The organism is Pseudomonas sp. EpS/L25 (assembly GCF_001512295.1).
In the GTDB taxonomy this organism is placed as follows: Bacteria; Pseudomonadota; Gammaproteobacteria; order Pseudomonadales; family Pseudomonadaceae; genus Chryseomonas.
Genome location: NZ_LNUP01000016.1, coordinates 16,972 through 42,859, shown reverse-complemented (window position 1 = coordinate 42,859; position 25,888 = coordinate 16,972). Strand labels below are relative to the sequence as shown.

General features: G+C 66.4%; 22 protein-coding genes and 2 tRNA genes. 10 read left to right on the top strand and 14 right to left on the bottom strand.

Features of this window, described 5'->3' with window-relative positions:
- Positions 1-2: 2 nt before the first annotated feature.
- Positions 3-932 carry an NAD(P)-dependent oxidoreductase gene (locus AR540_RS20720; protein ID WP_442963809.1) on the bottom strand — a complete coding sequence of 310 codons (930 nt, stop codon included), beginning with the start codon at positions 930-932 and terminating at the stop codon, positions 3-5.
- Between the two features lie 301 nt (positions 933-1,233).
- Between AR540_RS20720 and urtA the strand changes: the two genes are divergently transcribed.
- The 7 genes from urtA (at position 1,234) to AR540_RS20685 (ending at position 8,637) form a co-directional block, all read left to right on the top strand.
- Positions 1,234-2,508 (top strand): urea ABC transporter substrate-binding protein, encoded by a 1,275-nt coding sequence (gene urtA, locus AR540_RS20715; RefSeq protein ID WP_059231700.1) that lies wholly within the window; start codon positions 1,234-1,236, stop codon positions 2,506-2,508.
- A 314-nt stretch (positions 2,509-2,822) separates the two neighbouring features.
- The gene (gene urtB / locus AR540_RS20710; RefSeq protein ID WP_059231698.1) at positions 2,823-4,391 is read left to right on the top strand and encodes an urea ABC transporter permease subunit UrtB; all 1,569 of its coding nucleotides are present in this window, start codon (positions 2,823-2,825) and stop codon (positions 4,389-4,391) included.
- Complete coding sequence (gene urtC / locus AR540_RS20705; RefSeq protein WP_059231695.1) at positions 4,388-5,467, top strand: urea ABC transporter permease subunit UrtC; 1,080 nt, start codon at positions 4,388-4,390, stop codon at positions 5,465-5,467. The genes urtB and urtC overlap by 4 nt, the downstream gene beginning before the upstream one ends.
- Positions 5,464-6,309 carry an urea ABC transporter ATP-binding protein UrtD gene (gene urtD, locus AR540_RS20700; protein WP_059231693.1) on the top strand — a complete coding sequence of 282 codons (846 nt, stop codon included), beginning with the start codon at positions 5,464-5,466 and terminating at the stop codon, positions 6,307-6,309. The genes urtC and urtD overlap by 4 nt, the downstream gene beginning before the upstream one ends.
- Before the next feature lie 135 nt (positions 6,310-6,444).
- Positions 6,445-7,143, top strand: coding sequence for an urea ABC transporter ATP-binding subunit UrtE (urtE, locus tag AR540_RS20695; RefSeq protein WP_059231691.1), 699 nt, complete (start codon positions 6,445-6,447; stop codon positions 7,141-7,143).
- A gap of 193 nt (positions 7,144-7,336) precedes the next feature.
- Positions 7,337-7,786 (top strand): type II 3-dehydroquinate dehydratase, encoded by a 450-nt coding sequence (gene aroQ / locus AR540_RS20690; protein WP_059231689.1) that lies wholly within the window; start codon positions 7,337-7,339, stop codon positions 7,784-7,786.
- Positions 7,783-8,637 (top strand): shikimate dehydrogenase, encoded by an 855-nt coding sequence (locus AR540_RS20685; protein ID WP_059231688.1) that lies wholly within the window; start codon positions 7,783-7,785, stop codon positions 8,635-8,637. Before aroQ ends, AR540_RS20685 begins: the two co-directional genes overlap by 4 nt.
- 130 nt (positions 8,638-8,767) lie before the next feature.
- On the opposite strand, the gene AR540_RS20680 is transcribed toward AR540_RS20685, so the two are convergent.
- The gene (locus tag AR540_RS20680; RefSeq protein WP_059231685.1) at positions 8,768-9,223 is read right to left on the bottom strand and encodes an REP-associated tyrosine transposase; all 456 of its coding nucleotides are present in this window, start codon (positions 9,221-9,223) and stop codon (positions 8,768-8,770) included.
- Positions 9,224-9,352: 129 nt separating this feature from the next.
- Complete coding sequence (locus AR540_RS20675) at positions 9,353-11,620, bottom strand: YgiQ family radical SAM protein (protein ID WP_059231683.1); 2,268 nt, start codon at positions 11,618-11,620, stop codon at positions 9,353-9,355.
- Between the two features lie 268 nt (positions 11,621-11,888).
- Here AR540_RS20675 and AR540_RS20670 point away from each other — a divergent pair, with 268 nt between their 5' ends.
- A complete protein-coding gene (locus AR540_RS20670; protein ID WP_059231681.1) occupies positions 11,889-13,265 on the top strand; it encodes an amino acid permease in 1,377 nt (458 codons plus the stop codon).
- Positions 13,266-13,467: 202 nt separating this feature from the next.
- On the opposite strand, the gene AR540_RS20665 is transcribed toward AR540_RS20670, so the two are convergent.
- The 10 genes from AR540_RS20665 to rnr all read right to left on the bottom strand — a co-directional run bounded on the left by AR540_RS20665 (position 13,468) and on the right by rnr (position 24,470).
- Complete coding sequence (locus tag AR540_RS20665) at positions 13,468-14,949, bottom strand: glucosyltransferase domain-containing protein (RefSeq protein ID WP_059231679.1); 1,482 nt, start codon at positions 14,947-14,949, stop codon at positions 13,468-13,470.
- Between the two features lie 258 nt (positions 14,950-15,207).
- On the bottom strand, positions 15,208-16,221 hold the full coding sequence (locus tag AR540_RS20660) for a D-alanine--D-alanine ligase (RefSeq protein WP_059231677.1): 1,014 nt from the start codon (positions 16,219-16,221) through the stop codon (positions 15,208-15,210).
- Positions 16,221-17,615 carry a replicative DNA helicase gene (gene dnaB, locus AR540_RS20655; protein ID WP_059231674.1) on the bottom strand — a complete coding sequence of 465 codons (1,395 nt, stop codon included), beginning with the start codon at positions 17,613-17,615 and terminating at the stop codon, positions 16,221-16,223. Before dnaB ends, AR540_RS20660 begins: the two co-directional genes overlap by 1 nt.
- A gap of 151 nt (positions 17,616-17,766) precedes the next feature.
- A complete protein-coding gene (gene rplI / locus AR540_RS20650) occupies positions 17,767-18,213 on the bottom strand; it encodes a 50S ribosomal protein L9 (protein WP_059231672.1) in 447 nt (148 codons plus the stop codon).
- A gap of 20 nt (positions 18,214-18,233) precedes the next feature.
- Complete coding sequence (locus AR540_RS20645; protein WP_059231670.1) at positions 18,234-19,124, bottom strand: hypothetical protein; 891 nt, start codon at positions 19,122-19,124, stop codon at positions 18,234-18,236.
- Positions 19,125-19,159: 35 nt separating this feature from the next.
- The gene (rpsR, locus tag AR540_RS20640; RefSeq protein WP_058765609.1) at positions 19,160-19,390 is read right to left on the bottom strand and encodes a 30S ribosomal protein S18; all 231 of its coding nucleotides are present in this window, start codon (positions 19,388-19,390) and stop codon (positions 19,160-19,162) included.
- Positions 19,391-19,416: 26 nt separating this feature from the next.
- The gene (rpsF, locus tag AR540_RS20635) at positions 19,417-19,827 is read right to left on the bottom strand and encodes a 30S ribosomal protein S6 (protein ID WP_059231668.1); all 411 of its coding nucleotides are present in this window, start codon (positions 19,825-19,827) and stop codon (positions 19,417-19,419) included.
- A 182-nt stretch (positions 19,828-20,009) separates the two neighbouring features.
- A complete protein-coding gene (locus AR540_RS20630; protein ID WP_059231666.1) occupies positions 20,010-20,384 on the bottom strand; it encodes a response regulator in 375 nt (124 codons plus the stop codon).
- 133 nt (positions 20,385-20,517) lie between these two features.
- Entirely contained in the window at positions 20,518-21,267 is a 750-nt protein-coding gene (rlmB, locus tag AR540_RS20625) for a 23S rRNA (guanosine(2251)-2'-O)-methyltransferase RlmB (RefSeq protein WP_059231664.1), read from the bottom strand.
- On the bottom strand, positions 21,264-24,470 hold the full coding sequence (gene rnr / locus AR540_RS20620; protein ID WP_059231661.1) for a ribonuclease R: 3,207 nt from the start codon (positions 24,468-24,470) through the stop codon (positions 21,264-21,266). The genes rlmB and rnr overlap by 4 nt, the downstream gene beginning before the upstream one ends.
- 212 nt (positions 24,471-24,682) lie before the next feature.
- Here rnr and AR540_RS20615 point away from each other — a divergent pair.
- Positions 24,683-24,769, top strand: a tRNA-Leu gene (locus AR540_RS20615).
- Between the two features lie 112 nt (positions 24,770-24,881).
- A tRNA-Leu gene (locus AR540_RS20610) sits at positions 24,882-24,968 on the top strand.
- A gap of 85 nt (positions 24,969-25,053) precedes the next feature.
- On the opposite strand, the gene AR540_RS26680 is transcribed toward AR540_RS20610, so the two are convergent.
- Positions 25,054-25,788: a methyl-accepting chemotaxis protein gene (locus AR540_RS26680; protein ID WP_442963810.1), complete on the bottom strand. Its 735-nt coding sequence runs from the start codon at positions 25,786-25,788 to the stop codon at positions 25,054-25,056.
- Between the last annotated feature and the right edge of the window lie 100 nt (positions 25,789-25,888).

The window sequence follows — 25,888 nt, the reverse complement described above, 5'->3', positions numbered from 1 at the left end:
GATCATTCCCCCTTGCCGAACAGGTCTTCGCTGGTGCGTCGGACGATGGCGCAGAAATCCTCGCCATCGGCCAGGGTCTCAGCACTGGCGGCCCACGCCTGGGCGGTAGCCGCGGCCAGCGGCAGCTCGAGACCGAGTTCGGCGATGAGGTCCTGGGCCAGGCCCACGTCCTTGCGCATCAGGCCCATGGTGAAACCGGAGTCGTAGGCCTTGTTCAGCACCCAGGTGGGGAACATCGCTTGGCTGGCGGCGCTGCGCCCGGAACCGGCGTTGATGCCTTCGATCAGCTTCTCCGGCGCGACGCCGGCGCGAGCGGCCAGGGTGACGGCCTCCGCGGTGGTGATCAGGTGCGCGGCGGCCAGCAGGTTGTTGGCGATCTTGGCGATGTTTCCGGCGCCCACGGCGCCGATGTGCACCCGCGTCGCGCTCATGGCTTCCAGGGCCGGCAACGCCTTGGCCAGGGCCGCCTCGCTGCCGCCGATGACCATGGTCATGGTGCCGGCCGCGGCACCGGCGGGGCCGCCGGAGACCGGGGCATCGAGGAAATCGGCGCCGACCTCGGCGAAGGCCGCCGCCACCCGGCGACTGGTCTCCGGAGTGGAGGTGGTGGTGTCGACAACCACGGTGCCCGGTCGCACGCGGCTGACCAGCCCCGCCTCGCCCAGACATACGGCCTCGACGTGCTCGGCCTTGGGCAGCGACAGCACGATGACGTCACTGCTCGCGGCCAGGGCAGCCAGGTCGCCGGCGACGGCCACGCCCTGGGCAGCGACCCGTTCGCAGGCGGCGCTGGAAGGGTCCAGCCCGATGACCGGCACGCCCTTGCGCGCCAGGGTGATCGCCATGTTGCCGCCCATGTTGCCGAGTCCGATGACCCCGACCTGCCTGCCCATGCCCTGTTCCTCTCTTCGCGGATGACGGTCGACCGGCACTCTGGCCAGCCCTTGCGATCGAGTATGGGAGGCGCCTGGCATCACCACCAATACGGCATTCGGTCTTTCGTGTTGCGCGAAAGGCAACGGATCTGCCCTCGGCACCAGTACTGTGCAAAGCCAGACCTGCGCGCACCGCGCAGCCCCAAACCGGTGCATGCAGCCATTCCTGAACAGCCGGTCAAGCCAGTGGCCACCGGCCCCCACGCGGTCGCCTGGCCGCTGGCACAAATCCTGAAATGGCGTCTGCCGGGCCCAGAGCCCAGCCCAACAACAGCGCACGTCGCCAGGAGCCTTTCGCATGAAGCGCCGCCCCCTACTGAAGTCCACCCTCGCCGCCAGCGCCCTGCTCATGAGCGGCCTGTTTCCCTGGAGCGCCGCCCACGCCGCGGACACCATCAAGGTCGGCATCCTGCATTCGCTCTCCGGCACCATGGCCATCTCCGAGACCTCGCTCAAGGACATGGCGCTGATGACCATCGACGAGATCAACGCCAAGGGCGGGGTGCTGGGCAAGAAGCTCGAACCCGTGGTGGTCGACCCGGCCTCCAACTGGCCGCTTTTCGCCGAGAAGGGCCGCCAGTTGCTGACCCAGGACAAGGTCGCCGTCACCTTCGGCTGCTGGACCTCCGTGTCGCGCAAGTCGGTCCTGCCGGTCTATGAAGAACTCAACGGCCTGCTGTTCTACCCGGTGCAGTACGAAGGCGAGGAGATGTCGCCCAACGTCTTCTACACCGGCGCGGCGCCGAACCAGCAGGCCATCCCGGCGGTGGAATACCTGCTGAGCGAAGAAGGCGGCGGCGCCAAGCGCTTCTTCCTGCTGGGCACCGACTACGTCTACCCGCGCACCACCAACAAGATCCTGAGATCCTTCCTGCACAGCAAGGGCATCCAGGACAAGGACATCGAGGAGGTCTACACCCCCTTCGGCCACAGCGATTACCAGACCATCGTCGCCAACATCAAGAAGTTCTCCGCCGGCGGCAAGACCGCGGTGGTCTCCACCATCAACGGCGACTCCAACGTGCCCTTCTACAAGGAACTGGGCAACCAGGGCCTGAAGGCCACCGACGTGCCCGTGGTGGCCTTCTCGGTGGGCGAGGAAGAACTGCGCGGCATCGACACCAAGCCGCTGGTGGGCCAGCTGGCCGCCTGGAACTACTTCGAATCGCTGGATAACCCGGTGAACAAGAAGTTCGTCGAGGCCTGGAAGGCCTACGCCAAGGCCAAGAACCTGCCCAACTACCAGACCGCCGTGACCAACGACCCCATGGAAGCCACCTACATCGGCATCCACATGTGGGCCCAGGCGGTGGAAAAGGCCGGCAGCACCGACGTCGACAAGGTGCGCAAGGCCATGGCCGGCCAGACCTTCGCCGCGCCGGACGGCTACACCGTGAAGATGGACGAGAAGAACCACCACCTGCACAAGCCGGTGATGATCGGCGAAGTCCAGGAAGACGGTCAGTTCAACGTCGTCTGGCAGACCGACGGCCCGGTCCGCGCCCAACCCTGGAGTCCCTACATCCCCGGCAACGACAAGAAGTCCGACGAACCGGTGAAGAGCGGCAAGTAACGGCCGCCCTCACCCCCGGCCCCTCTCCCAAGGGGCGAGGGGAGCAAGACAGGCAGCTCCGGGCTCCGGGCTCCGGGCTCCGGGCTCCGGGCTCCGGGCTCCGGGGTGAGGCTGCTCTTTCCCCCTCTCCCGCTGGGAGAGGGCTGGGGTGAGGGTAGCGCACCGCTCCGTCCTCTCCCTCCGGGAAAAAGCCGGGGGAAGGCCGCCAGAGCGCCCGGCCGAACCGCCAGGCACCCGGCACCAGAAACGAGGCCAGCCGCGCCGCACGCTCCACGTCGCTGCGCCGGAGCCTTTACCTTTAGACGAGGCCGCGCATGTCCCTACGCCTTTTCCTTCTGCCCCTGCTGTTGCTGCTCGCCGGCACCGTCCAGGCCGGCCCCGCCGCCGACCTCGCCGCCGCCAGCGCCAGCGACCAGGCCAAACTCCTGCAGGACTGGGCCGCCGCGCCCGATCCCGCCCAGCTCCCGGTGCTCCAGGCACTGCAGGACGGTCGCCTCTACGTCGACGACGCCAAGCGTCCCTTCTACAAGACCGGCGACACCTTCGCCGCCGCCGAAGGCGAGACCGCCGCGCCCGTCGGCACGCCCAAGCAGATCCGCCTGAACAACCGCCTGCGGGTGCTCATCGGCGCTGCCCAGGCCAGTGGCGGCCTGCTCTCCAGTGACGCCACCCAGCGCCTGGCCGCCGCCCAGGCGCTGCGCCAGGAGGCCAAGCCCGAACAGCGGCCCTTCCTGGAAAAACGCCTGCAGACCGAAGCGGACAAGGACGTGAAGGCCGCCCTCGCCGCCGCCCTGGCCAATCTGCAACTGACCGATCCCGACCCCGCGGTGCGCCTGGCCGCGGTGCGCCTGCTCGGCGAATCCGGCGAGCCCCAGGCCAAGACCCGTCTGCAGGCCCTGCTCGATCCCGCCGTGGAAGCCAACGAAGACGTCCGCAAGGCCGCCGCCACGGGCCTTGCCCAGGTAGACCGCAAGCTGCTGCTGGGCGATCTGCTCGGCCAGGCCTTCACCGGACTGTCGCTGGGCTCCATCCTGCTGCTGGCCGCCCTGGGCCTGGCCATCACCTATGGCCTGCTCGGCGTCATCAACATGGCCCACGGCGAGATGCTGATGCTCGGCGCCTACACCACCTACGTGGTGCAACTGACCCTGCAGCGCCTGGCGCCCGAGTGGCTGGCCTGGTATCCGCTGTTGGCACTGCCGATGGCCTTCCTGGTCACCGCCGCCATCGGCATGGCCCTCGAACGCACCGTTATCCGCCATCTCTATGGCCGGCCGTTGGAAACCCTGCTGGCCACCTGGGGCATCAGCCTGATGCTGATCCAGGCGGTACGGGTGCTGTTCGGCGCCCAGAACGTCGAGGTGGCCAACCCGGCCTGGCTGTCCGGCGGCATCCAGGTGCTGCCCAACCTGCTGCTGCCGTGGAACCGGGTGATCATCCTCGGCTTCGTGGTCTTCGTGCTGGTCCTGACCTGGACCCTGCTGAACAAGACCCGCCTGGGTCTCAACGTGCGCGCCGTGACCCAGAATCGCAACATGGCCGCCTGCTGTGGCGTGCCCACCGGGCGTATCGACATGCTCGCCTTCGGCCTCGGCTCCGGCATCGCCGGTCTCGGCGGCGTGGCCCTGTCGCAGATCGGCAACGTCGGCCCCGACCTCGGCCAGAGCTACATCATCGACTCCTTCCTGGTGGTGGTGCTGGGCGGCGTCGGCCAACTGGCCGGCAGCGTGCTGGCGGCCTTCGGCCTGGGCATCCTCAACAAGATCCTCGAACCCCAGATCGGCGCCGTGCTGGGCAAGATCCTCATCCTCGGCCTGATCATCCTGTTCATCCAGAAACGGCCCCAGGGCCTGTTCGCCCTCAAGGGGAGGGTCATCGATTGAACCAGCCACTCGCGCTTACCGCCGTGCAGAAGGTCGGCCCGCGCCTGAGCCTGGCCGTGCTCGGCCTGGCCCTCGCCGTGCTGATCGCCCTGCCGCTGCTGTCCCTGCTGCCCGCCGACAACCCCTTCCAGGTCTCGGCTTACACCCTCACCCTGGTCGGCAAGATCCTCTGCTACGCCATCGTCGCCCTGGCCCTGGACCTGGTCTGGGGCTACGCCGGGATGCTCTCCCTCGGCCACGGGTTGTTCTTCGCCCTGGGCGGCTACGCCATGGGCATGTACCTGATGCGGCAGGCCGCCGGCGATGGCCTGCCGCCCTTCATGAGCTTTCTCTCCTGGACCAGCTACCCCTGGTTCTGGGCCGGCACCGACCACTTCCTCTGGGCCCTGTGCCTGGTGGTGCTCGCCCCCGGTCTGCTGGCCCTGGCGTTCGGCTTCTTCGCCTTCCGCTCCAAGATCAAGGGCGTCTACTTCTCCATCATGACCCAGGCGCTGACCTTCGCCGGCATGCTGCTGTTCTTCCGCAACGAGACCGGCTTCGGCGGCAACAACGGCTTCACCGGCTTCACCACCCTGCTGGGCTTCCCGGTGGCGGCCCAGGGTACCCGCGCGGTGCTCTTCGCCCTCACCGTGGCGCTGCTGGTAGCCAGTCTCTGGCTGGGCTGGCGCCTGGCGCAGAGCAAGTTCGGCCGCATCCTCACGGCGATCCGCGACGCCGAGAACCGGGTGACCTTCTGCGGCTACGATCCGCGTGGCTTCAAGCTGTTCGTCTGGGTGCTCTCGGCGGTGCTCTGCGGCCTGGCCGGTGCGCTCTACGTACCCCAGGTGGGCATCATCAACCCCAGCGAGATGGCCCCGACCAACTCCATCGAGGCCGCCATCTGGGTCGCCCTCGGCGGACGCGGCAGCCTGATCGGCCCGGTGCTCGGCGCCGGCATCGTCAATGGCGCCAAGAGCTGGTTCACCGTGGCCTTCCCCGAGTACTGGCTGTTCTTCCTCGGCGCCCTGTTCATCGTCGTCACCCTCTACCTGCCGCGTGGCGTGATCGGCCTCATCAAGAAGGAGCGCGACGCATGAAAGCCGCCCCCGTTCCCCCTCTGGCCGCCGAGGTGCTCGACCCCGGCATCGGCGGCGAAGCCAGCGGCCTCGGCCATCGCGCCGGCAAGGGCCTGGACACCCGCCACGGCACCATCCTCAGCCTGGAAGGCATCGAGGTCAGCTTCGACGGTTTCAAGGCCCTGCGCGACCTCAATCTCTACATCGGCGTCGGCGAATTGCGTTGCATCATCGGCCCCAACGGCGCCGGCAAGACCACCATGATGGACGTCATCACCGGCAAGACCCGCCCCGACCGCGGCAGCGCTTGGTTCGGCGAGACCCTGGACCTCACCCGCCTGCAACCGGTGCAGATCGCCCAGGCCGGCATCGGCCGCAAGTTCCAGAAGCCCACGGTGTTCGAGGCCCTGACCGTCTGGGAGAACCTGGAACTGGCGCAGAAGACCGATAAGGGCGTCTGGGCCAGCCTCCGCGCCCGGCTCTCCGGCGAACGGCACGATCGCCTGGAAGAGGTGCTCAGCACCATCCGCCTGCAGGAGTCCCGCGGGCGCACCGCCGGGCTGCTCTCCCATGGCCAGAAGCAATTCCTCGAGATCGGCATGCTGCTGGTACAGGAGCCGCAGCTCTTGCTGCTCGACGAACCGGTGGCCGGCATGACCGACGCCGAGACCGAATTCACCGCCGAGCTGTTCAAGTCGCTGGTGCCCAGGCACTCGCTGATGGTGGTAGAGCACGACATGGGCTTCGTCGGCAGCATCGCCGACCACGTCACCGTGCTGCACCAGGGCCACGTCCTGGCCGAAGGCTCGCTGGACCAGGTCCAGGCCAACGACCAGGTGATCGAGGTGTACCTGGGGCGCTGAGCCCAATTGAATGCCTATCGCGGCCATGGGCCGCTCCTACCAGGAGCGGTCACATCGGCGAACCGCCATGGCCGCGAGCGACACCCTATCCGTAGGAGCGGCCCATGGCCGCGATAAAACCCGCCCGAGGCCCCCATGCTCCAGGTCAATGAACTCCATCAGTACTACGGCGGCAGCCACATCCTGCGCGGCCTGTCCTTCGATGCCCCCATCGGCGAGGTCACCAGCCTGCTCGGCCGCAACGGCGTCGGCAAGACCACCCTGCTACGCTGCCTCATGGGCCTGATCCCGGCCAAGCGCGGCAGCGTCACCTGGGAAGGCCAGGACATCACCGCGCGCAAGCCGCACCAGCGCGTGCAATCCGGGATCGCCTACGTGCCCCAGGGCCGCGAGATCTTTCCGCGCCTCACCGTCGAGGAAAACCTGCTCCTGGGCCTGTCGCGCTTTCCCGCCCGGGAGGCACGCGAGGTACCCGAGTCCATCTACGAACTCTTCCCGGTGCTCCGGCAGATGCGCCAGCGCCGCGGCGGTGACCTCTCCGGTGGGCAGCAGCAGCAGCTGGCCATTGGTCGCGCCCTGGCCAGCCGTCCACGGCTGCTGATCCTCGACGAGCCCACCGAAGGCATCCAGCCCTCCGTGATCAAGGAGATCGGCACCGTCATCGCCCACCTGGCCAAGCGCGGCGACATGGCCATCCTGCTGGTGGAACAGTTCTACGACTTCGCCAGCGAACTGGCCGACAACTACCTGGTGATGTCCCGCGGCGAGATCGTCCAGCGCGGTCGCGGCACCGACATGGAAGCCGAAGGGGTACGCGGCCTGGTGGCGATCTGATCCGGCACGAAGGCGCCGTGGTCGTCTCCGGCTGACCGCGGCGACGCCCGACACCGCGAGCCCGAACAAGGGCGATAATCGAACGATTCCGCTGTGGGCCATCTCCTGCCAATTGACGGAAGTAACCGGTTGGTACATTTTCTCTGCAGCGCCGAACCCATTCGGCCATAACAACAATACAGAGAAGCCCTCCATGTCCCGCCGTATCCTGGTCCTCAATGGCCCCAACCTGAACCTGCTCGGCACCCGCGAACCCGCTACCTACGGTCACGAAACCCTGGCCGACGTCGCCCACCTGTGCGAGCGCACTGCCACCGCGGATGGCTACGAAGTGGATTTCCGCCAGACCAACCACGAAGGCGAACTGCTCGACTGGATTCACCAGGCCCGAGGCGCCTATGCTGGCGTGGTGATCAATCCCGCCGCCTGGACCCATACCTCGGTGGCCCTGCGCGATGCCCTGGTGGCCAGCGAACTGCCGGTCTACGAGGTGCACCTGTCCAACGTGCATCGTCGCGAGGCCTTCCGGCATCATTCCTACGTCTCGGGCATCGCCGTCGGCGTCATCTGTGGCCTCGGCAGCCAGGGCTATCGCGCCGCCATCGCCGCGCTCATCGCATACCAGGAAAACCAACGTCCATGACCGCACCCACCTCCGTCCTCGCCGGCCTCATCGGCGCCGGTATCCAGGCCTCGCTGACCCCTGCCATGCACGAGCGCGAGGGCGATGCCCAAGGCCTGAGATACCTCTACCGTCTGATCGACCTGGACGTCCTCGGCCTTACCGCCGACGCCCTGCCCGAACTGCTGCAGGCCGCCCAGCGCACCGGCTTCACTGGCCTCAATGTCACCTTCCCCTGCAAGCAGGCGATCATCCCGCTGCTCGACGACCTCTCTCCCGAGGCCCGCGGCATCGGCGCGGTGAATACCGTGGTGCTGGCCGATGGCCGCGCGGTCGGTCACAACACCGACTGCCTGGGTTTCGCCGAGGGCTTCCGCCGCGGCCTGCCGGACGTGGCCAAGGGTCTGGTGGTGCAACTGGGCGCCGGCGGCGCCGGCAGCGCCGTGGCCCATGCCTTGCTCGCCGAGGGTGTCGACCAGCTGTTCATCTTCGACGTCGAGGCCGAGCGCGCCCAGGCGCTGGTGGACAACCTGACCCGCCATTTCGGCCCCGGTCGCGCCGCGGTGGGTACCGACCGGGCGGCTGCCCTGGCGGCCGCCGATGGCCTGGTCAACACCTCCCCGGTGGGCATGGCCAAGCTGCCCGGACTGCCGTTGCCGGCCGAACTGCTGCACCCCGGCCTCTGGGTGGCCGAGATCATCTACTTCCCGCTGGAAACCGAACTGCTGCGCCAGGCCCGCGCGTTGGGCTGCCGCACCCTGGACGGCGGCACCATGGCCGTGTTCCAGGCGGTCAAGGCCTTCGAACTCTTCAGCGGTCGCACCGCCAACGCCGACCGCATGCAGGCCCACTTCGCCGAATTGCGCGGCTGATATCGCGGCCATGGCGGTCCGCCGATGCGGCCGCTCCTACGGCACCTTTTATCGCGGCCATGGGCCGCTCCTACAGAAACTTGGGGACTGTAGGAGCGGCCCATGGCCGCGATAAGCCCTGTGGCACGATCTACAACCACACCGCATCCCAAAACGGATAATCGCCCACCCGTCGCACCAATCCTGCCCTTACCGGATTGGCAACGATGTAGCGTGCCACCGCCTGCATATCCTCTTCCACCCGCAAAGCATGATCGTGATATGCCGGTGCCCACACGGCGCCTTGCGTCTTTCGAGCCGCATTGACCTGGCGCGCACTCGCCGACTTCAAACGAAGAACCAAATCGCCCAGACTGAATCGTTCGCCGAGCGCTATCAGCCAATGCGCGTGATCGGGCATCAATACCCAGGCAAGCAACTGAGCGTCGCCGAACAAACGATGGTCGTTGAAAGTACGGGCAGCCGTGCACGCCACGGAGAAATTGGCGAATAGGGGCTGGCGCTGGTTAGTAGTCTTAGTCAGGAGATACAACTGGCCAGGCAAAGAAACCCGGCCCCTGCGCAACGCCGCATGACGCGATGACATCGCTCGTCCTTGAGAGATGAAAACGACAGTCTAAGCATTTCTAGCGGTTTTATCGCGGCCATGGGCCGCTCCTACGGAAACACCGGACTCTGTAGGAGCGGCCCATGGCCGCGATCAAAATCCCACACCCTACCTCGGTATATTCGGCTGCCGGCGCGACTTCTTGCGCGGGCCGCCCTTGGCGTAGCCGGCGGCCTGGCCTTCCTGGCCCTTGTCCCACGCCTTGCTGCCGTCGCTGGCACGGGGCGGCAGGCCGGTGTGCTGGGTGAGGATGCGCCCGCCACCGGTACCGGCCTTCTTGCTGCCTACCGGGGTGGAATTCTTGCGCCGCGCGCTCTGGTAGCCGGCATCGCCCACCGGCTGGGTGGCCGGAATCAGCTGGTGCTTGCCAGGACCGATCAGATCGGCACGCCCCATCTCCTTGAGCGCCTCGCGCAGCATCGGCCAGCCCTTGGGATCGTGGTAGCGTAGGAAGGCCTTGTGCAGGCGGCGCTGCTGGTCGCTCTTGACGATGGTCACGCCATCGCTCTTGTAAGTGACCTTGCGCAGCGGATTCTTGCCCGAGTGGTACATGGCCGTGGCGGTGGCCATCGGCGAGGGATAGAAGGCCTGCACCTGATCCGCGCGGAAGCCGTTGCGCTTGAGCCAGAGGGCGAGGTTCATCATGTCCTCGTCCGTGGTGCCCGGGTGCGCAGCGATGAAGTAGGGGATCAGGTACTGCTCCTTGCCCGCCTCCTTGGTGTACTTCTCGAACATCTGCTTGAAGCGATCATAGCTGCCGATGCCCGGCTTCATCATCTTGTCCAGCGGACCGCGCTCGGTGTGCTCGGGCGCGATCTTCAGGTAACCGCCGACGTGGTGGGTCACCAGTTCCTTGACGTACTCGGGCGACTCCACGGCCAGGTCGTATCTCAGCCCCGAGGCGATCAGGATCTTCTTCACCCCCGGCAGCGCCCGCGCCTTGCGGTACAGCTCGATCAAGGACGAGTGATCGGTATTGAGGTTCTCGCAGATGCCGGGGAATACGCACGACGGCTTGCGGCAGTGGCGCTCGATCTCTGGGTCCTTGCAGGCGATGCGGTACATGTTGGCGGTCGGTCCGCCCAGGTCCGAGACCACGCCGGTGAAGCCCGGCACCTTGTCGCGCATCTCCTCGATCTCGCGGATGATCGAGTCGTGGGAGCGATTCTGGATGATCCGGCCTTCGTGCTCGGTGATGGAGCAGAAGGTGCAGCCACCGAAGCAGCCACGCATGATGTTCACCGAGAAGCGGATCATCTCGTAGGCCGGGATCTTCTCCTTGCCATAGGCTGGGTGCGGCACCCGTGCATAGGGCATGCCGAACACATAGTCCATTTCCTCGGTGGTCATGGGAATGGGCGGCGGATTGAACCAGACGTCCACCTCGCCATGCTTCTGCACCAGCGCCCGGGCATTGCCCGGGTTGGTTTCCAAGTGCAGCACGCGATTGGCGTGGGCATAGAGCACCGGGTCGTTGCGCACCTTCTCGAAGGACGGCAGGCGGATCACCGTCTTGTCGCGGGTCATGCGCGGGCTTGCCAGCAGCTGGACCACCTTGGCTTCGTTGGGATCCTCGACCTCGCCCTTGGCCTGCTCGATGGCGCAGGCCTCGGTGTCCTGCGTATTCACGTAGGGATTGATGATCTTGTCGACGCGGCCAGGGCGGTCGATACGGGTCGAGTCGACCTCGAACCAGCCCTCCGGCGTGTCCCGGCGGATGAAGGCGGTGCCGCGCACGTCGGTGATGGCCTCGACGCGCTCGCCACGGGCCAGCCGCTGGGCGATCTCGACCACCGCCCGCTCGGCGTTGCCGTACAGCAGGATGTCGGCGGTGGCGTCCATCAGGATCGAGCGGCGGACCTTGTCCTGCCAGTAGTCGTAGTGGGCGATCCGGCGCAGCGAGGCCTCGATGCCGCCCAGCACGATCGGCACGTGGCTGTAGGCTTCCTTGCAGCGCTGGCTGTAGACCAGGCTGGCGCGATCCGGCCGCTTGCCGGCGACGTTGCCCGGGGTATAGGCATCGTCGGAGCGGACCTTCTTGTCCGCGGTGTAGCGGTTGATCATGGAGTCCATGTTGCCCGCCGCCACGCCGAAGAACAGATTCGGCTCGCCGAGCTTCATGAAATCGTCCTTCGACTGCCAGTCCGGCTGGGCGATGATGCCCACGCGGAAGCCCTGGGCCTCCAGTAGCCGGCCGATGATGGCCATGCCAAAGGACGGATGATCGACGTAGGCGTCCCCGGTGACGATGATGATGTCGCAGCTGTCCCAGCCGAGTTGCTCCATCTCCGCCCGACTCATGGGCAGGAAGGGTGCAGGACCAAAGCACTCGGCCCAGTATTTCGGATAGTCGAACAGCGGCGTGGCGGCTTGCATGGCAGCTTCCGGGAAAGGGGTGTATTCAGGAGGGCGCGCAGAATAGCACAAAAAATGACCAGTTCAGCCCCCGGACATCGATTGCCTTTGGCCGCTATTCCCCCTCTCCCTCAGGGAACGGGCCGGGATGAGGACGCCCCTCCAAACGCCAAGCCGTAGGGTGGACAACGGCGCAGCCTTGTCCACCTATGCTCCCCAAGACCAAGCCCTCGATGACGGGAGTGCTACCATAGCCCCTGCTCCCCTCACCAACGAGACACCCCCCTCCATGTCCCAGCCCCAACCCGCCGCCGGCCAGCTGCAGCGCGGCCTGAAGAATCGTCATATCCAGTTGATCGCCCTCGGCGGGGCCATCGGCACCGGTCTGTTCCTCGGCTCGGCCGGGGTACTCAAGTCGGCCGGACCGGCGATGATCCTCGGCTACGCCATCGCCGGCTTCATCGCCTTCCTGATCATGCGCCAGCTCGGCGAGATGATCGTCGAGGAGCCCGTCGCCGGCTCCTTCAGCCACTTCGCCAGTCGCTACTGGGGCCGCTTCCCGGGCTTTCTCTCCGGCTGGAACTACTGGGTGCTCTATGTGCTGGTGGGCATGTCGGAACTCACCGCGGTGGGCAAGTACGTGCAGTACTGGTGGCCCGAGGTGCCGACCTGGGCCAGCGCCCTGGTGTTCTTCGTGCTGGTCAACGCCATCAACCTGTTCAACGTGAAGGCCTTTGGCGAGACCGAGTTCTGGTTCGCGCTGATCAAGGTGGTGGCCATCCTCGGCATGATGGCTTTCGGCCTCTGGCTGCTGGTCAGTGGCAGCGGCGGCCCCGAGGCCTCGGTGAGCAACCTCTGGAGCCACGGCGGCTTCCTGCCCAATGGCTGGAGCGGCCTGTTCGCGGTACTGGCGATCATCATGTTCTCCTTTGGCGGCCTGGAGCTGGTGGGCATCACCGCCGCCGAGGCCGACCAGCCGCGCACCGTCATTCCCAAGGCCATCAACCAGGTGGTCTGGCGCATCCTGATCTTCTACGTCGGCGCCCTGACCATCCTGCTGTCGCTGCACCCCTGGGACGAACTGGTGCGCAGCATCGGTGCCGGCGGTGACGACTACGCCGGCAGCCCCTTCGTGCAGACCTTCGCTCTGCTCGGCAGCGACACGGCCGCGCACCTGCTCAACTTCGTGGTCTTGACCGCAGCGCTGTCGGTCTACAACAGCGGTGTCTACTGCACCAGCCGCATGCTCTACGGCCTGGCCGAACAGGGCGATGCCCCGCGTGCCCTGCTGCGCACCAATCGGCGTGGCGTACCGCTGCTGGGCATCGCCGTGTCCTCGGCGGTGACCCTGCTCTGCGTGCTGGTCAACTACCTGCTGCCGCAGAATGCCCTGGAGCTGCTGATGTCGCTGGTGGTGGCCTCGCTGGTGATCGCCTGGGCGCTGATCAGCCTGACCCACCTGAAATTCCGCGCCGCCCTGCGCCAGGCCGGGCGCACCTCGCACTTCCCGGCGTTCTGGTCGCCTGTCGCCAACTGGCTGTGCCTGGCCTTCGTCGGCATGATCCTGGTGCTGATGCTGCGCATCCCCGGCATCGCCGTCTCGGTCTACGCCATCCCGGTCTGGCTGGCCTTCCTGTTCGGCTGCTACAGGCTACGCCGGGGCTGATCGTCCCCTGCTCCCTCGTAGGTTGGTGTTGAAGCCTTTGATCGCGGCCATGGGCCGCTCCTACAGATGGGCTCCGTTCCTGTAGGAGCGGCCCATGGCCGCGATAGCCCGTAGGTTAGGCTGAGACCGCTCTCTCGTCGAAGCCCAACGGGCGTAGCCAGGCATTGTTGGGCTTCGCTACGCTCAGCCCACCTACTCGCCCCTACTCGAAGGGTATCCACGGCTGATGCGGCTTCATGATGATGCAGCCATCCTCGCCCACCGCCCAGATGTCGTAGAAGAGGTTGTCCACCAGGCGCACCCCGGCGCCGGGGACGGCCACGCGCTGGGTGCAGGTGTCGCTGTCGGAATCGTCGATCACCCCCAGGTCCAGCAGACGCTCGGCGATCATGAAGTTCCCCGGCGACAGCGCCAGGATGAAGGGCATCACCGGCAACTGCTCCAGGGTCTTGTGCGCCAGCGGCAACCAGGTCGCCTCCAGCGGACCACCGGTCCAGAGGATGCGCTTGAACTGGCGCAGCTCGGGCCGGCTGGCGAGATCGTGGTGCAGCTCCTGCGCCAGGCCGCGCTCGAAGGCCTTCTGCGCCGACAGGATCTGCCCGTAGGCATAGGCCAGCGACAGCATCCACAGCAACGGCAGCACCAGCAGCCAGGTCAGGCGCGGCTGCAGCCGCTCCAGCAGGTCGTGGGCCAGCAGCAGCGCCAGGGTCAGGACCACCGCCAGCCCCATCAGGGTGCGGGCCTCGAGGATGAAGTCGCTGAACAGCAGGGTGATGCCCGCCACGCAGAAGGCCAGCACCGGCAGGGTGGCCCCGTACACCACCAACGGCAGCAGCGCCCGCCGCCGGTAGGCGCGGCCATAGGCCAAGGCGCCGAGCCCGTAGCCGACCACCGCCAGAGCACCGAACAGCACCCATAGCCAGAGATTGCCCGGAGTGATCAGCAGCGCAACGCTATGGAACACCTCGCCCAGCCGCTGCCAGAGGATCGTCAGGACATCACCGCCCAGACCGGCATGCCGGGTGGTGGTGACTAGCTGATAGGCCGTCAGGTAATAGAGCACGCAGCCCAGCAGCAGCTGTACACCCTGGCGCAGCACCCGTCGCAATGCCTGCTCCGGTGCCTCGCGGCGTTGCACGGCGCGAACCAGCTCCAGGCAGCAGAGCGCGACGAAGACGTTGAGCGCCACCTGGTAGAAGGCGATGGCCGCCGCCACCAGCAGCGCGGGTACCAGCAACGCCAGGACGGTATGGCGGCTGCGATGGATGACTGCATAGATCACCGCCACCAGGCTCAGGGCCATGGTCGGGCCGTCGTACTGGTAGGTCAGGTTGCCCAGCCAGAAGGGCGAGAACCACAGCGGCAGCAGCGCCAGGCATTGGGTGGCGCGCGGTGCGCCGAAGCAGTGCCGGGCCAGATCGCCAAGGGCCCAGGCCGCGGCGCAGCAAGCGATCAGCAGCGGTAGCGGAAAGAGATTGAGGGTGCTGCCGCTGAAGGTCAGCAGGCGATAGAAGACCTCGGTGAGCACCCGTCCCTGCTCGCGCCATTCCGGGCCGTTGCGCAACTGGATGCGCCAGTTGTCGTCCACATAGGGAAAGTCGGCGAGGATGAAGGGCAGGACGAACAGCAGCAGGGCGATCAGGAAGAACAGGCGAGTCTGTAGCGGGGTCAACGGCCGATTCAAGATTCCGCTCCCTGGCGGCGAATGAAGGGACCTGCGGGTGGGCACCGGCAGGGGCTGCCAACCGATCGGGCGCCTGCCCGGCCGGGTTCCGGCAGGACCACAGGTGGCCGGCAACGACGCCGGGGAGGCAGGCAGGGCAGCCACAGGCCCATCCCCCAGGGAGTCACGGCCGACGCCTGGAGCAGGCTCTACCGGGTCGGATCGCGTCTACTGCGGGAGTCGCTCAGCGTGTCGCGACCTTCCCACAGCAGGTGCTCATCATCGCAGAGCCAGGCGACAAATGCGCTCGCACAGTTCATCGAAATCGATACCGACCGCCGCCGCCGATTGCGGCAGCAGGCTGGTGGCGGTCATCCCCGGCAGGGTATTGACCTCCAGGCACCATAGGCGCCCCTCGGCGTCCAGGCGGAAGTCCGCACGGCTGTAGCCGTCGAGCTTGAGTGCCCGGTGCGCGGCCAGGGCCAGGCGGCGTGCTTCCTCGGCGATCTCCGTCGAGACCTCGGCGGGAAACACCTCCACCGCGCCCTGGGGCTGGTACTTGCTGGTGTAGTCGAACACGCCGCTTTGGCCGAGGACGATCTCGCCCACCGCCAGCGGCTGGTCGCCCAGCACGCCCACGGTCAGCTCGCGCCCGGCGACGAAGCGCTCGATCATCACCTCGCGGTCGTAGCGCAGTGCCAACTCGATGGCCGGCTGCAGGTCTTCGGCACGGCTGACCTTGCTCAGGCCCACGGTGGAGCCCTGCTGGCTCGGCTTGACGATCACCGGGAAGCCCAGGGTGTCGGCCACGGTCTGGGCCTCCACCGGCGCCATCAGCCAGTCTGCGGTGGGCACGCCAGCGGCGCGGAACAGCCGCTTGCTCAGGTCCTTGTCCATGGCCACGGCGCTGCCCACCCGGCCGCTGCCGGTGTAGCGCAGCTCGGCCAGGTCGAGCAGGGTCTGCAGGGTACCGTTCTCGCCGGTACCACCGTGCAGGGCGAGGAATAGCAGATCCTGGTCGCCCAGCTGCGCCCGGCTGAGCACGGCACCGGCATCCTGGCCGCGCATGCGTACCAGGGCGGTCCGCTCGGGCGGTTCGAGGCCAACCCTCGCTTCCAGCAATGCTCGCTCGGCGTCCTCGTCGAGCAGGCCCAGGGCGGTGTCCACGGTCACCACCTGATGCCCGCGCCGGCGCAGCGCCGCCACCACCTGGGCACCGCTGGCGATCGACACGTCGCGCTCCTCGCTGGTACCGCCGAGCAGGACCGCGATCTTCAGCTTGTCCTTCACCATCATTCGTCCTCGAAAACGTAGCTGCCGGGCGCGAGATTCTCGAACCGGGTGTATTTGCCGATGAAGGCCAGCCGCGTGGTGCCGATCGGGCCGTTACGCTGCTTGCCGATGATGATTTCCGCCACGCCCTTGTACTCGGTCTCCGGGTGGTACACCTCGTCTCGGTAGACGAACATGATGACGTCGGCGTCCTGCTCGATGGCGCCCGATTCCCGCAGGTCGGAGTTCACCGGGCGCTTGTTCGGCCGCTGTTCCAGCGAGCGGTTCAGCTGGGAAAGCGCCACCACCGGGCAGTTGAATTCCTTGGCCAGGCCCTTGAGCGAACGCGAGATCTCGGAAATCTCGTTGGTCCGGTTCTCGCCGCTGCTGCCGCCGATCTGCATCAGCTGCAGGTAGTCCACCATGATCAGCGCCAGATCGCCGTGCTCGCGCACCAGGCGCCGGGTCCGGGCGCGCATTTCCGAGGGGCTGATACCGGCGGTGTCGTCGATGAACAGCTTGCGGTCGTTGAGCAGGTTGACCGCCGAGGTCAGCCGCGGCCAGTCGTCGTCGTCCAGCTTGCCGGAACGCACCTTGGTCTGGTCGATGCGGCCGAGGGACGACAGCATCCGTAGCACGATGGAGTCGGCGGGCATCTCCAGGGAGAACACCAGCACCGCCTTGTCGGTGCGCAACACCGCGTTCTCCACCAGGTTCATGGCGAAGGTGGTCTTGCCCATGGACGGGCGGCCAGCGACGATGATCAGGTCGGCCGGCTGCAGGCCGCTGGTCTTCTCGTCCAGGTCGGCGAAGCCGGTGGATACGCCGGTGATGGCGTCGCTGGAGTTGAACAGGGTATCGATGCGATCGATGGCCTTGGTCAGGATGTCGTTGACTCCAACCGGACCGCCGGACTTGGGTCGTGCCTCGGCGATCTCGAAGATCTTGCGCTCGGCCTCGTCGAGCAGCTCGTTGGCGCCGCGGCCTTCCGGGTTGTAGGCGCTGTCGGCGATGTCGGCGCTGATGCCGATCAACTGGCGCAGGGTGGCCCGCTCGCGGACGATCTGCGCATAGGCCTTGATGTTCGCCACCGAGGGGGTGTTCCGCGCGAGTTCGGCCAGATAGGCCAGGCCGCCCACCTGGGACAGCTGGCCTTCGTTGTCCAGTTGCTCGGACAGGGTCACCACGTCGAAGGGCTGGTTGCGCTCGGCCAGACGGGCCACGGCGCGGAAGATGAGTCTATGGTCGTGGCGATAGAAGTCGCCATCGGACACCTGATCGAGGACACGCTCCCAGGCGTTGTTGTCCAGCATCAGACCACCCAGCACGGCCTGTTCGGCCTCGATGGAATGTGGCGGGACCTTGAGGGCGGCGGTCTGCAGATCGTACTGCTCGGGCAGGGAAATCTCGTTCATGCGCAGGTCTTGGGCCCCCGTTGCGGGCGGCGAAGTGATTTTTCGAAACGGCAGAAAAGACAAAGGGCACGTCACTGCCTTGGCAATGACGTGCCCGATTGTCGGCAGACCGGCGCCGGGGCGCAAGTCCGCCAGTCAGGCGACGGCGCGCTTACTCAGCGACGACGACCACCTTGACGGTAGCTTCGACGTCGGTGTGCAGGTGCACTTCGACGTCGTATTCGCCGGTGTTACGCAGCGCGCCGTTGGGCAGGCGAACTTCGCTCTTGTCCAGCTCGACGCCAGCGGCGCTGACGGCTTCGGCGATGTCGCGGGTGCCGATGGAACCGAACAGCTTGCCTTCGTCACCGGAGTTGGCGGCGATGGTCACGGTCAGTTCAGCCAGCTTGGCGGCACGGGCGTCGGCCTGGGCCTTCTTCTCGGCAGCCTGCTTCTCGAGCTCGGCGCGACGAGCTTCGAAAGCCTCGACGTTGGCAGCGGTGGCTGCGGTGGCCTTGCCCTGCGGCAGCAGGAAGTTACGGGCGTAGCCGCCCTTGACGTTCACTTTGTCGCCCAGGTTGCCCAGGTTGGCGATCTTTTCCAGCAGGATGACATCCATTGAGTCTTTCCTCTTAACTTTTAACCTTCACCGTCCGTAGGACCCTGCGGCTCTTGCGCAGACCGTCCACGGAAATCGAACACGCTATCGATCACAGCCAGAATCACCAACAACGGATAGATCAACTGCCCGAACAGCAGCAGCGTCACGTACAGCCCCACCAACCAGAATCCCGCCAGGCGCTTGGCCGCCACCAGTCCGTGCAGCAGGGCGATACCGGCGAACGCCAGCGGCACACTGCACAGCGGGGTCAGCAGGCCGAGCCCACTGCCCAGGTTCGGCGCCAGCACCAGCAGGGCCAGCAGGCCGAGGGCGATGGCCGGACGCAGGCGCAGGGCCCGGAACTCGCGGCCAAACCCCTGGGGGTTGTACAGCGCCGCCTGCCAGTAGCGCCCGAGCATCAGGCACAGCAGGCAGGTGATCTGGAAGAACGCCGCCATCAGGCCGGTCAGCACGGGCAGCAGCAACTGCTGCAACTGCGCCTGCTTTTCCGGCGGCAACTGCGCCGCGCTCGGGCCCAGCACCTGGGGCAACATCTGGCGGATGGTATCCGCCAGCTCGTTGATACCCTCGGCGTAGACCTGTCCCAGCACCAGGGCGAAGACCAACCCCAGGGGAACGCTGGCCAACAGCACCCGCGTCCAGGACAGACTCTGGCGCAAGATGGCCGCCAGCAGCGTCGAACCCAGCACCACCAGCAGGATGCTGGCGTCGCCCCAGTACAACCAGAACAGCGCCGGCAGCAGGGCCCAGATCAGCACCCCGGCCGCCGCGGCAGGTCCCCGGCGCAACAGCACCAGGCTGCCACCGGCAGCGGTCATCCAGTACAGCAGCGGCACGACCGCCCCCAACACCACCACCAGGGTGGCCTGGGTACGCCCGCGCATGATGAACTCAGCCAGAGGCCGCATGCCGTGTTTATCCGTTATCCGTGCTCAGGCGTCGATCAACGACCGTGGCTGTCGGTGTAGGGCAGCAGGGCCAGGTAACGGGCACGCTTGATGGCGGCGCCCAGCTGACGCTGGTACTTGGCCTTGGTGCCAGTGATACGGCTCGGGACGATCTTGCCGGTTTCGGAGATGTAGGCCTTCAGGGTGTTGAGATCCTTGTAGTCGATCTCTTTCACGCCTTCGGCGGTGAAACGGCAGAACTTACGACGACGGAAGAAACGTGCCATGACAATGATTCCTCGCTAGATCCAGATTACTCGGCGCTGTCGGCGTCGTCGGAGCTGCCATCGGCGGACTCGGACTCGGCGGGACGCTCGCGACGCTCGCGACGCTCGTTGCGGTTTTCTTCGGCCTTGAGCATCTCGGACTGACCGGTGACGGCCTCGTCACGGCGCAGGATCATGTTACGGATCACGGCGTCGTTGTAGCGGAAGTTGTCTTCCAGCTCGGCCAGGGCCTTGGCGCTGCACTCGATGTTCATGAGCACATAGTGAGCCTTGTGCACGTTGTCGATGGCGTAAGCCAGCTGACGACGACCCCAGTCTTCCAGGCGATGGACTTTGCCACCGTCTTCTTCGATAGCCTTGGTGTAGCGCTCGACCATGCCGCCCACCTGTTCGCTCTGGTCCGGATGAACCAGGAACACGACTTCGTAATGACGCATTTAATGCTCCTTACGGGTTGCAGCCTGCCGCGGAAACGCGGTCAGGCAAGGAGTGAATAGTTCGGATGACTTGCCCGGCGGAGTACGGACGCACTCCAGGCAAGGGGCGACATTCTAGAGAAGGGCGCCAAAGGGTGCAACTGCAGCCATCACCGGCGCGACCATCGGCCGGCGCGCGGGACTCAGCGTTGCACGTCGGCGAGGGCCTGGCGGATCTTGTTCAGGTCGTAGGGCTTGATCAGCACCCCGACCCGGGCCTCCATGCCCGGCTCGCGCTCGAAGGCGTAGCCGGAGGCGACGACGATGCGCAGCGCCGGATCCATCGCCAGGGCGCGACGGGTCAATTCGATCCCGGACATGCCACCCAGCCCGATGTCGGTGAACAGCACATCATGGTTGCCCTGGGGCAGCAGTTCGAGGGCGGCCTCGGCCGAGGCGACCGCCGTGACCTGATGATCCAGCTCTTCGATGACTTCCGTGGTCAGCATACGCAGCGTGGCGTCGTCCTCGACGAGCAACACGCGCAAACCTACCGGCTCTTGGATCTCCTGACTCACACGGGCATCCTCTTGTTGGCAGGATTCGCCTCGAAAGTGCACGAGGCTAGCCCGGTATTCTGCGCACTGTGGCGCGATTCGTATAGTGCGATACGCACCGGAACAGCGCCCAAGCGTTTCAGCATGTTCACTTTCAGAGCGCGGATGGCCGTCGTTGACGCACCGCCTCGAACAGGCAGACGCCGGTCGCCACCGACACATTGAGACTGCTGACGCTGCCGGCCATGGGCAGCCGCGCCAGGTGATCGCAATGCTCGCGGGTCAGACGGCGCATGCCCTTGCCCTCGGCGCCCATGACCACCACCGTCGGCCCACTCATGTCGACATCGTAGATCTCCTGGGTCGCCTCGCCGGCGGTACCCACGATCCACAGGCCGCGCTTCTGCAGCTTCTCCAGGGTCCGCGCCAGGTTGGTCACGGCCACCAGGGGTAGCACCTCGGCGGCGCCGCAGGCCACCTTGCGCACCACCGCGGTGAGGGTGGCGGACTTGTCCTTGGGCACGATCACCGCCAGCGCACCGGCGGCATCGGCGCTGCGCAGGCAGGCGCCGAGGTTATGTGGATCGGTCACCCCATCGAGCACCAGCAGCAACGGCGGCCCTTCGGCGCGGTCGAGCAACTCCTCGAGCATGGCCTCGCCCCAGACCTGACTGGGGCTGACCTGGGCGACGACGCCCTGGTGCACCCCTTCGGCGATCTCATCGAGCAGGGCGCGCGGCTTGGTCTCCACCGCCAGTCGCTGGCCAGCGGCCAGCTCCAGCAACGCCTCGACCCGCGGCTCGCGCCGCCCTTCGGCGATCCAGAGCTGCTTGACCCGGCGCGGGTGGAAGCGCAACAGCGCTTCCACCGCGTGGATACCGTAAACGGTTTCCAGCTGGCTCATGCATCACCCTTAGAACGCGACTGTCCCTTGCGATGGGGCTTCTTCGCCTTGGCCTTGACCCTGTTCTTGGCAGCGGCCTGGGTCTGGCTTTCGTCCTTGGACTTGCCTGCCGACTTCTTCTTGGCGCCAGCGGCCTTGGCTTTCTTGACCTTGGCCTCCACCGCCGCGGCACCTTCGGCAGCCGACACCTTATCCTGCCGCGCGGGCGCAGTACGGGCCTTGGCCGTGTCGCTGGCCTTGCCTTTGCCGGCATTACCCTTGGCCTTGCCACTGGTCTTGCCTTGGGCTTTGGGCTTGCCACCCTCGACCTTGGCCTCGGCCAACAGCGCCTGTTTCACCGCCCGACTGCGCTTGACGTCGGTATTACCGAGCACCTGCTCGTCTTGCTTGGGCGACGTCGCAGCAGCGACCGCAGTCGACACCTCCGCGGTCGCACCGGTGCTCTGCGGCTGTTTTGCCGAAGCGGCGCGGCGGCGGTCGCTACGCGAGCGGCGCGGCTCAGGCTCAGACTCGAGTGCAACGCTTGCAGCGGGCGCTTCGCCGACGGAGGCGACGCTCTGCTCCTGGGCTGGTGCAGTGCGACGGCTGTTACGCGAGCGGCGAGGCTCACGCTCCGACTCCACCGACACGACCTCAGCCGGCATCTCGGCCGTCGGGGCAGCGCCTTGCTCCTGCGCTGGCGCACCACGACGACGGCTGTTGCGCGAGCGACGCGGCTCCCGCTCCGGCTCCGCCGACACGACCTCAGCCGGCATCTCGGCCGTCGGGGCGGCGCCTTGCTCTTGCGCTGGCGCACCACGACGACGGCTGTTGCGCGAGCGACGCGGCTCACGCTCTGGCTCCGGCGAAACTGCCGCAGCGGGCGCCTCGGCAGCCGGGGCAGCGCTCTGTTCTTCCGCCGGCGCACCGCGACGACGATTGTCGCGCTTACGGCGCGGCTCGCGTTCCTCACGCACCCGCGGTGCACCAGCGCTGGCCGGCAGCACGAAGTCGATCTTGCGTTCGTCCAGGTCGACCCGGGCCACCACCACTTCGAGGGGATCACCCAGGCGATAGCTGCGCCCGCTGCGCTCACCGGCCAGGCGATGATGGACACTGTCGAAGTGGTAGTAGTCATCCGGCAGCGCGGTGACGTGCACCAGGCCTTCGACGAATACCTCGGACAGCTCGACGAACAGACCGAAGCCGGTCACCGAGGTGATGACGCCGGCGTAGGTCTCGCCGACGCGATCCTTCATGAACTCGCATTTGAGCCAGTTGGAAACGTCCCGGGTGGCTTCGTCGGCGCGGCGCTCGGTCATGGAGCAGTGCTCGCCGAGCTGATCCAGGCGCAATTCGTCGTAGGGATAGATGCGCGCCTTGGCCATGCTCGTGGCGCCTGCGCGCTTGACGTGCTTGGTCTCCAGCTTGGAGCGGATCACGCTGCGGATCGCGCGATGGATCAGCAGGTCCGGATAACGGCGGATCGGCGAGGTGAAGTGGGTATAGGCCTCGTAGTTGAGACCGAAGTGCCCATTGTTGTCCGGACTGTAGACCGCCTGGCTCAGGGACCTGAGCATCACCGTCTGGATCAGGCGGAAGTCCGGCCGCTCACGAATCTGCTGGAGCAGCGCCTGATAGTCCGACGGCACCGGATTGGCCTTGCCCTTGGTCAGCGACAGCCCCATTTCACCGAGGAACTGCCGCAGATTGGTCTGCTTTTCCAGGGGCGGTGCGTCATGGACCCGGTACAGGGCCGGCACCTTGTGCTTCTCGAGGAATTTGGCGGTGGCCACGTTGGCGCACAGCATGCACTCCTCGATCAGCTTATGGGCATCGTTACGCTGGGTCGGGCGAATCTCGGAGATCTTGCGGTCGGCGCCAAAGACGATGCGCGTTTCCTGGGTCTCGAAATCGATGGCGCCGCGCACGTGGCGGGCCGCCAGCAGCACCTTGTACAGCCCATAGAGCTGCTCCAGGTGCGGCACGAGCGCGCCGAGCTGCTTGCGCAACTGCTTGCCTTCGGCCGATTTGGGCTGTTCCAGCACTGCGGAGACCTTGTTGTAGGTCAGGCGCGCGTGGGAATGGATGACCGCTTCGTAGAACTGGTAGCCCGTCATCCGGCCGGAGGCGGCGATGGTCATCTCACAGACCATCGCCAGGCGATCGACCTGGGGATTGAGCGAGCACAGGCCGTTGGACAGGGCCTCCGGCAACATGGGAATGACCCGCTCGGGGAAGTACACCGAGTTGCCGCGTCTCTCCGCCTCGGCGTCCAGCGCCGAACCGACCTTCACATAATGGGAGACGTCGGCAATGGCCACGTACAACCGCCAGCCGCCGGACTTCTTGGCCTCGGCATAGACGGCGTCATCGAAGTCGCGGGCGTCTTCGCCATCGATGGTGACGAAAGGCAGCTGGCGCAGGTCGATGCGCTTCTGCTTGTCCTTCTCTTCCACCTCGGGCTTGAGCTTGGCGGCTTCCTTTTCGACGGCCTTGGGCCATTCGTTGGGAATGTCGTAGCTGCGCAGGGCGACCTCGATCTCCATGCCCGGCGCCATGTAGTCGCCGAGGATCTCGACCACCTCGCCCTGGGCCTGACGGAAGGTGGTAGGCCACTCATCGATACGCACCTGCACGAACTGGCCGTGAGCGGCGCCGCCGTGCTTGCCTTCGGGCACCAGCACCTGCTGACCGATCTTCGGATTGTCGGGCACCACATAGGCCAGGCCACTCTCCTGGAAGAACCGACCGACCAGGGACTCGTGAGCGCGACTGACCACCTCGACCAAGCCGCCTTCGCGACGACCGCGACGGTCATGGCCGGCGACCCGCGCCAGGGCGATGTCGCCATCGAACACCAGGCGCATCTGCGCCGGGCTGAGGAAGAGGTCGTCACTGCCGTCGTCGGGGATCAGGAAGCCGAAGCCATCGCGGTGGCCGGCGATGCGGCCACGCACCAGATCGAGCTTGTCGATGGGGGCATAGGCACCACGGCGGGTGTAGATCACCTGGCCATCGCGCTCCATGGCGCGCATGCGTCGCCGCAGGGCTTCGAGCTGGTCTTCGGTGACGAGGCCGAATTCCTCGGCCAGTTGCGGCCTAGTGGCCGGGGCGCCGCGATCGGCCAGGTGAGCCAGAATGAGTTCGCGACTCGGAATGGGGTTATCGTACTTTTCCGCTTCCCGGGCGGCCTCGGGATCGAGGGATTGCCAATCGGCCATCAGTCTGGGGTTACCTTCTGTGTCTGTGTACGTTAGGAGCTGTCATGACGCCTATTGAAACGTGAAAACCGCGCAATAGTTAGCCTGCCATGCTCAATAAAATATTTTTCGCAGCAGGGGTTTACAAGCAAACGCCCCCTGAGTAAAGTGCCGCCCCACGACGGCGTGAGCAGTTGCGACGTCGGAGTCGATGAGCGATCATCGCACTGAGTGCCCAGGTGGCGGAATTGGTAGACGCACTAGGTTCAGGTCCTAGCGGTGGCAACACCGTGGAAGTTCGAGTCTTCTCCTGGGCACCACTCATTATAGTCGATCGATTTGCAGATCGGTCGACGAAAAGCCGGCGCTAGCCGGTTTTTTAATCCTGGAACCCGCAAGGGTGACGGGAAGCGGCCAGAAGTCGCGCTGCAGGCCCAGGTGGCGGAATTGGTAGACGCACTAGGTTCAGGTCCTAGCGGTGGCAACACCGTGGAAGTTCGAGTCTTCTCCTGGGCACCAATACCAAACGGACGATCCTGAATCGGACGTACAGAAAAAACCGGCTACGGCCGGTTTTTTCTTGTCCGCGAAAAAGTGCCCCACCCTAGGCCCTGAACTGCCCCAGACTGCCACGCAGTTGCGCCGCCAGCTCCGCCAGGGTCCGCCCACCGCGGGCGGTGGCCGCCATCGACTCGGCCGCCTTCAGGGCTTCGCCATGGATGACCTCGACGCGCAGCCGTACCGCCGCAGCTCCCTCCGCCTGTCGCTGGGCCGCCTGGGCAGCGGTCGTCATGCTGGCATGCACCTGGTCCACCGCAAGATGGACGTTCTGCTGGATACGCGTGCTGTCGCGCAGCATCACCAGGCCGCTACCCGCCTGCTGGCGAGCCTCGCCGATGGCCGCCACCGCCTCGCGGGCGCCGTCCTGCAATCCGGCGATATGGGCCCGGATGCTGCCGGTGGATTCCTGGGTCTTGCTGGCGAGCGCCCGGACTTCATCGGCGACCACCGCGAAGCCCCGCCCGCTCTCCCCGGCCCGCGCCGCCTCGATGGCGGCGTTGAGCGCCAGCAGATTGGTCTGCTCGGCGATACCGCGGATCACGTCCAGCACCACCTCGATCTGCTCGCTCTGCTCGGCCAGGCGCTCGATGACCTTGGCCCCGGACTCGACCCGGGTCACCAGGCCCTCGATGCCGTGGGCTACCTGGCTGGCGATCCGCGCGTTGCTCTGGGTGGAGCTGCGAATGGCTTCCACCTGCTGCAGCGCGCCCTGCATGGCGGCACTCTCGCCCTGCGCCTCTTCGGCGATGCCGGACAGCGCCTCCAGGCTGCGGGCCACCTCTTCGCGCTGCCGTTCGGCCGCGGCCTCGGCCGTAGCACTGCTGCCGGCCAGCCCGCGGATCTCCTCGCCGGTGCGCTCGGCGACGCTATGGGCCTCG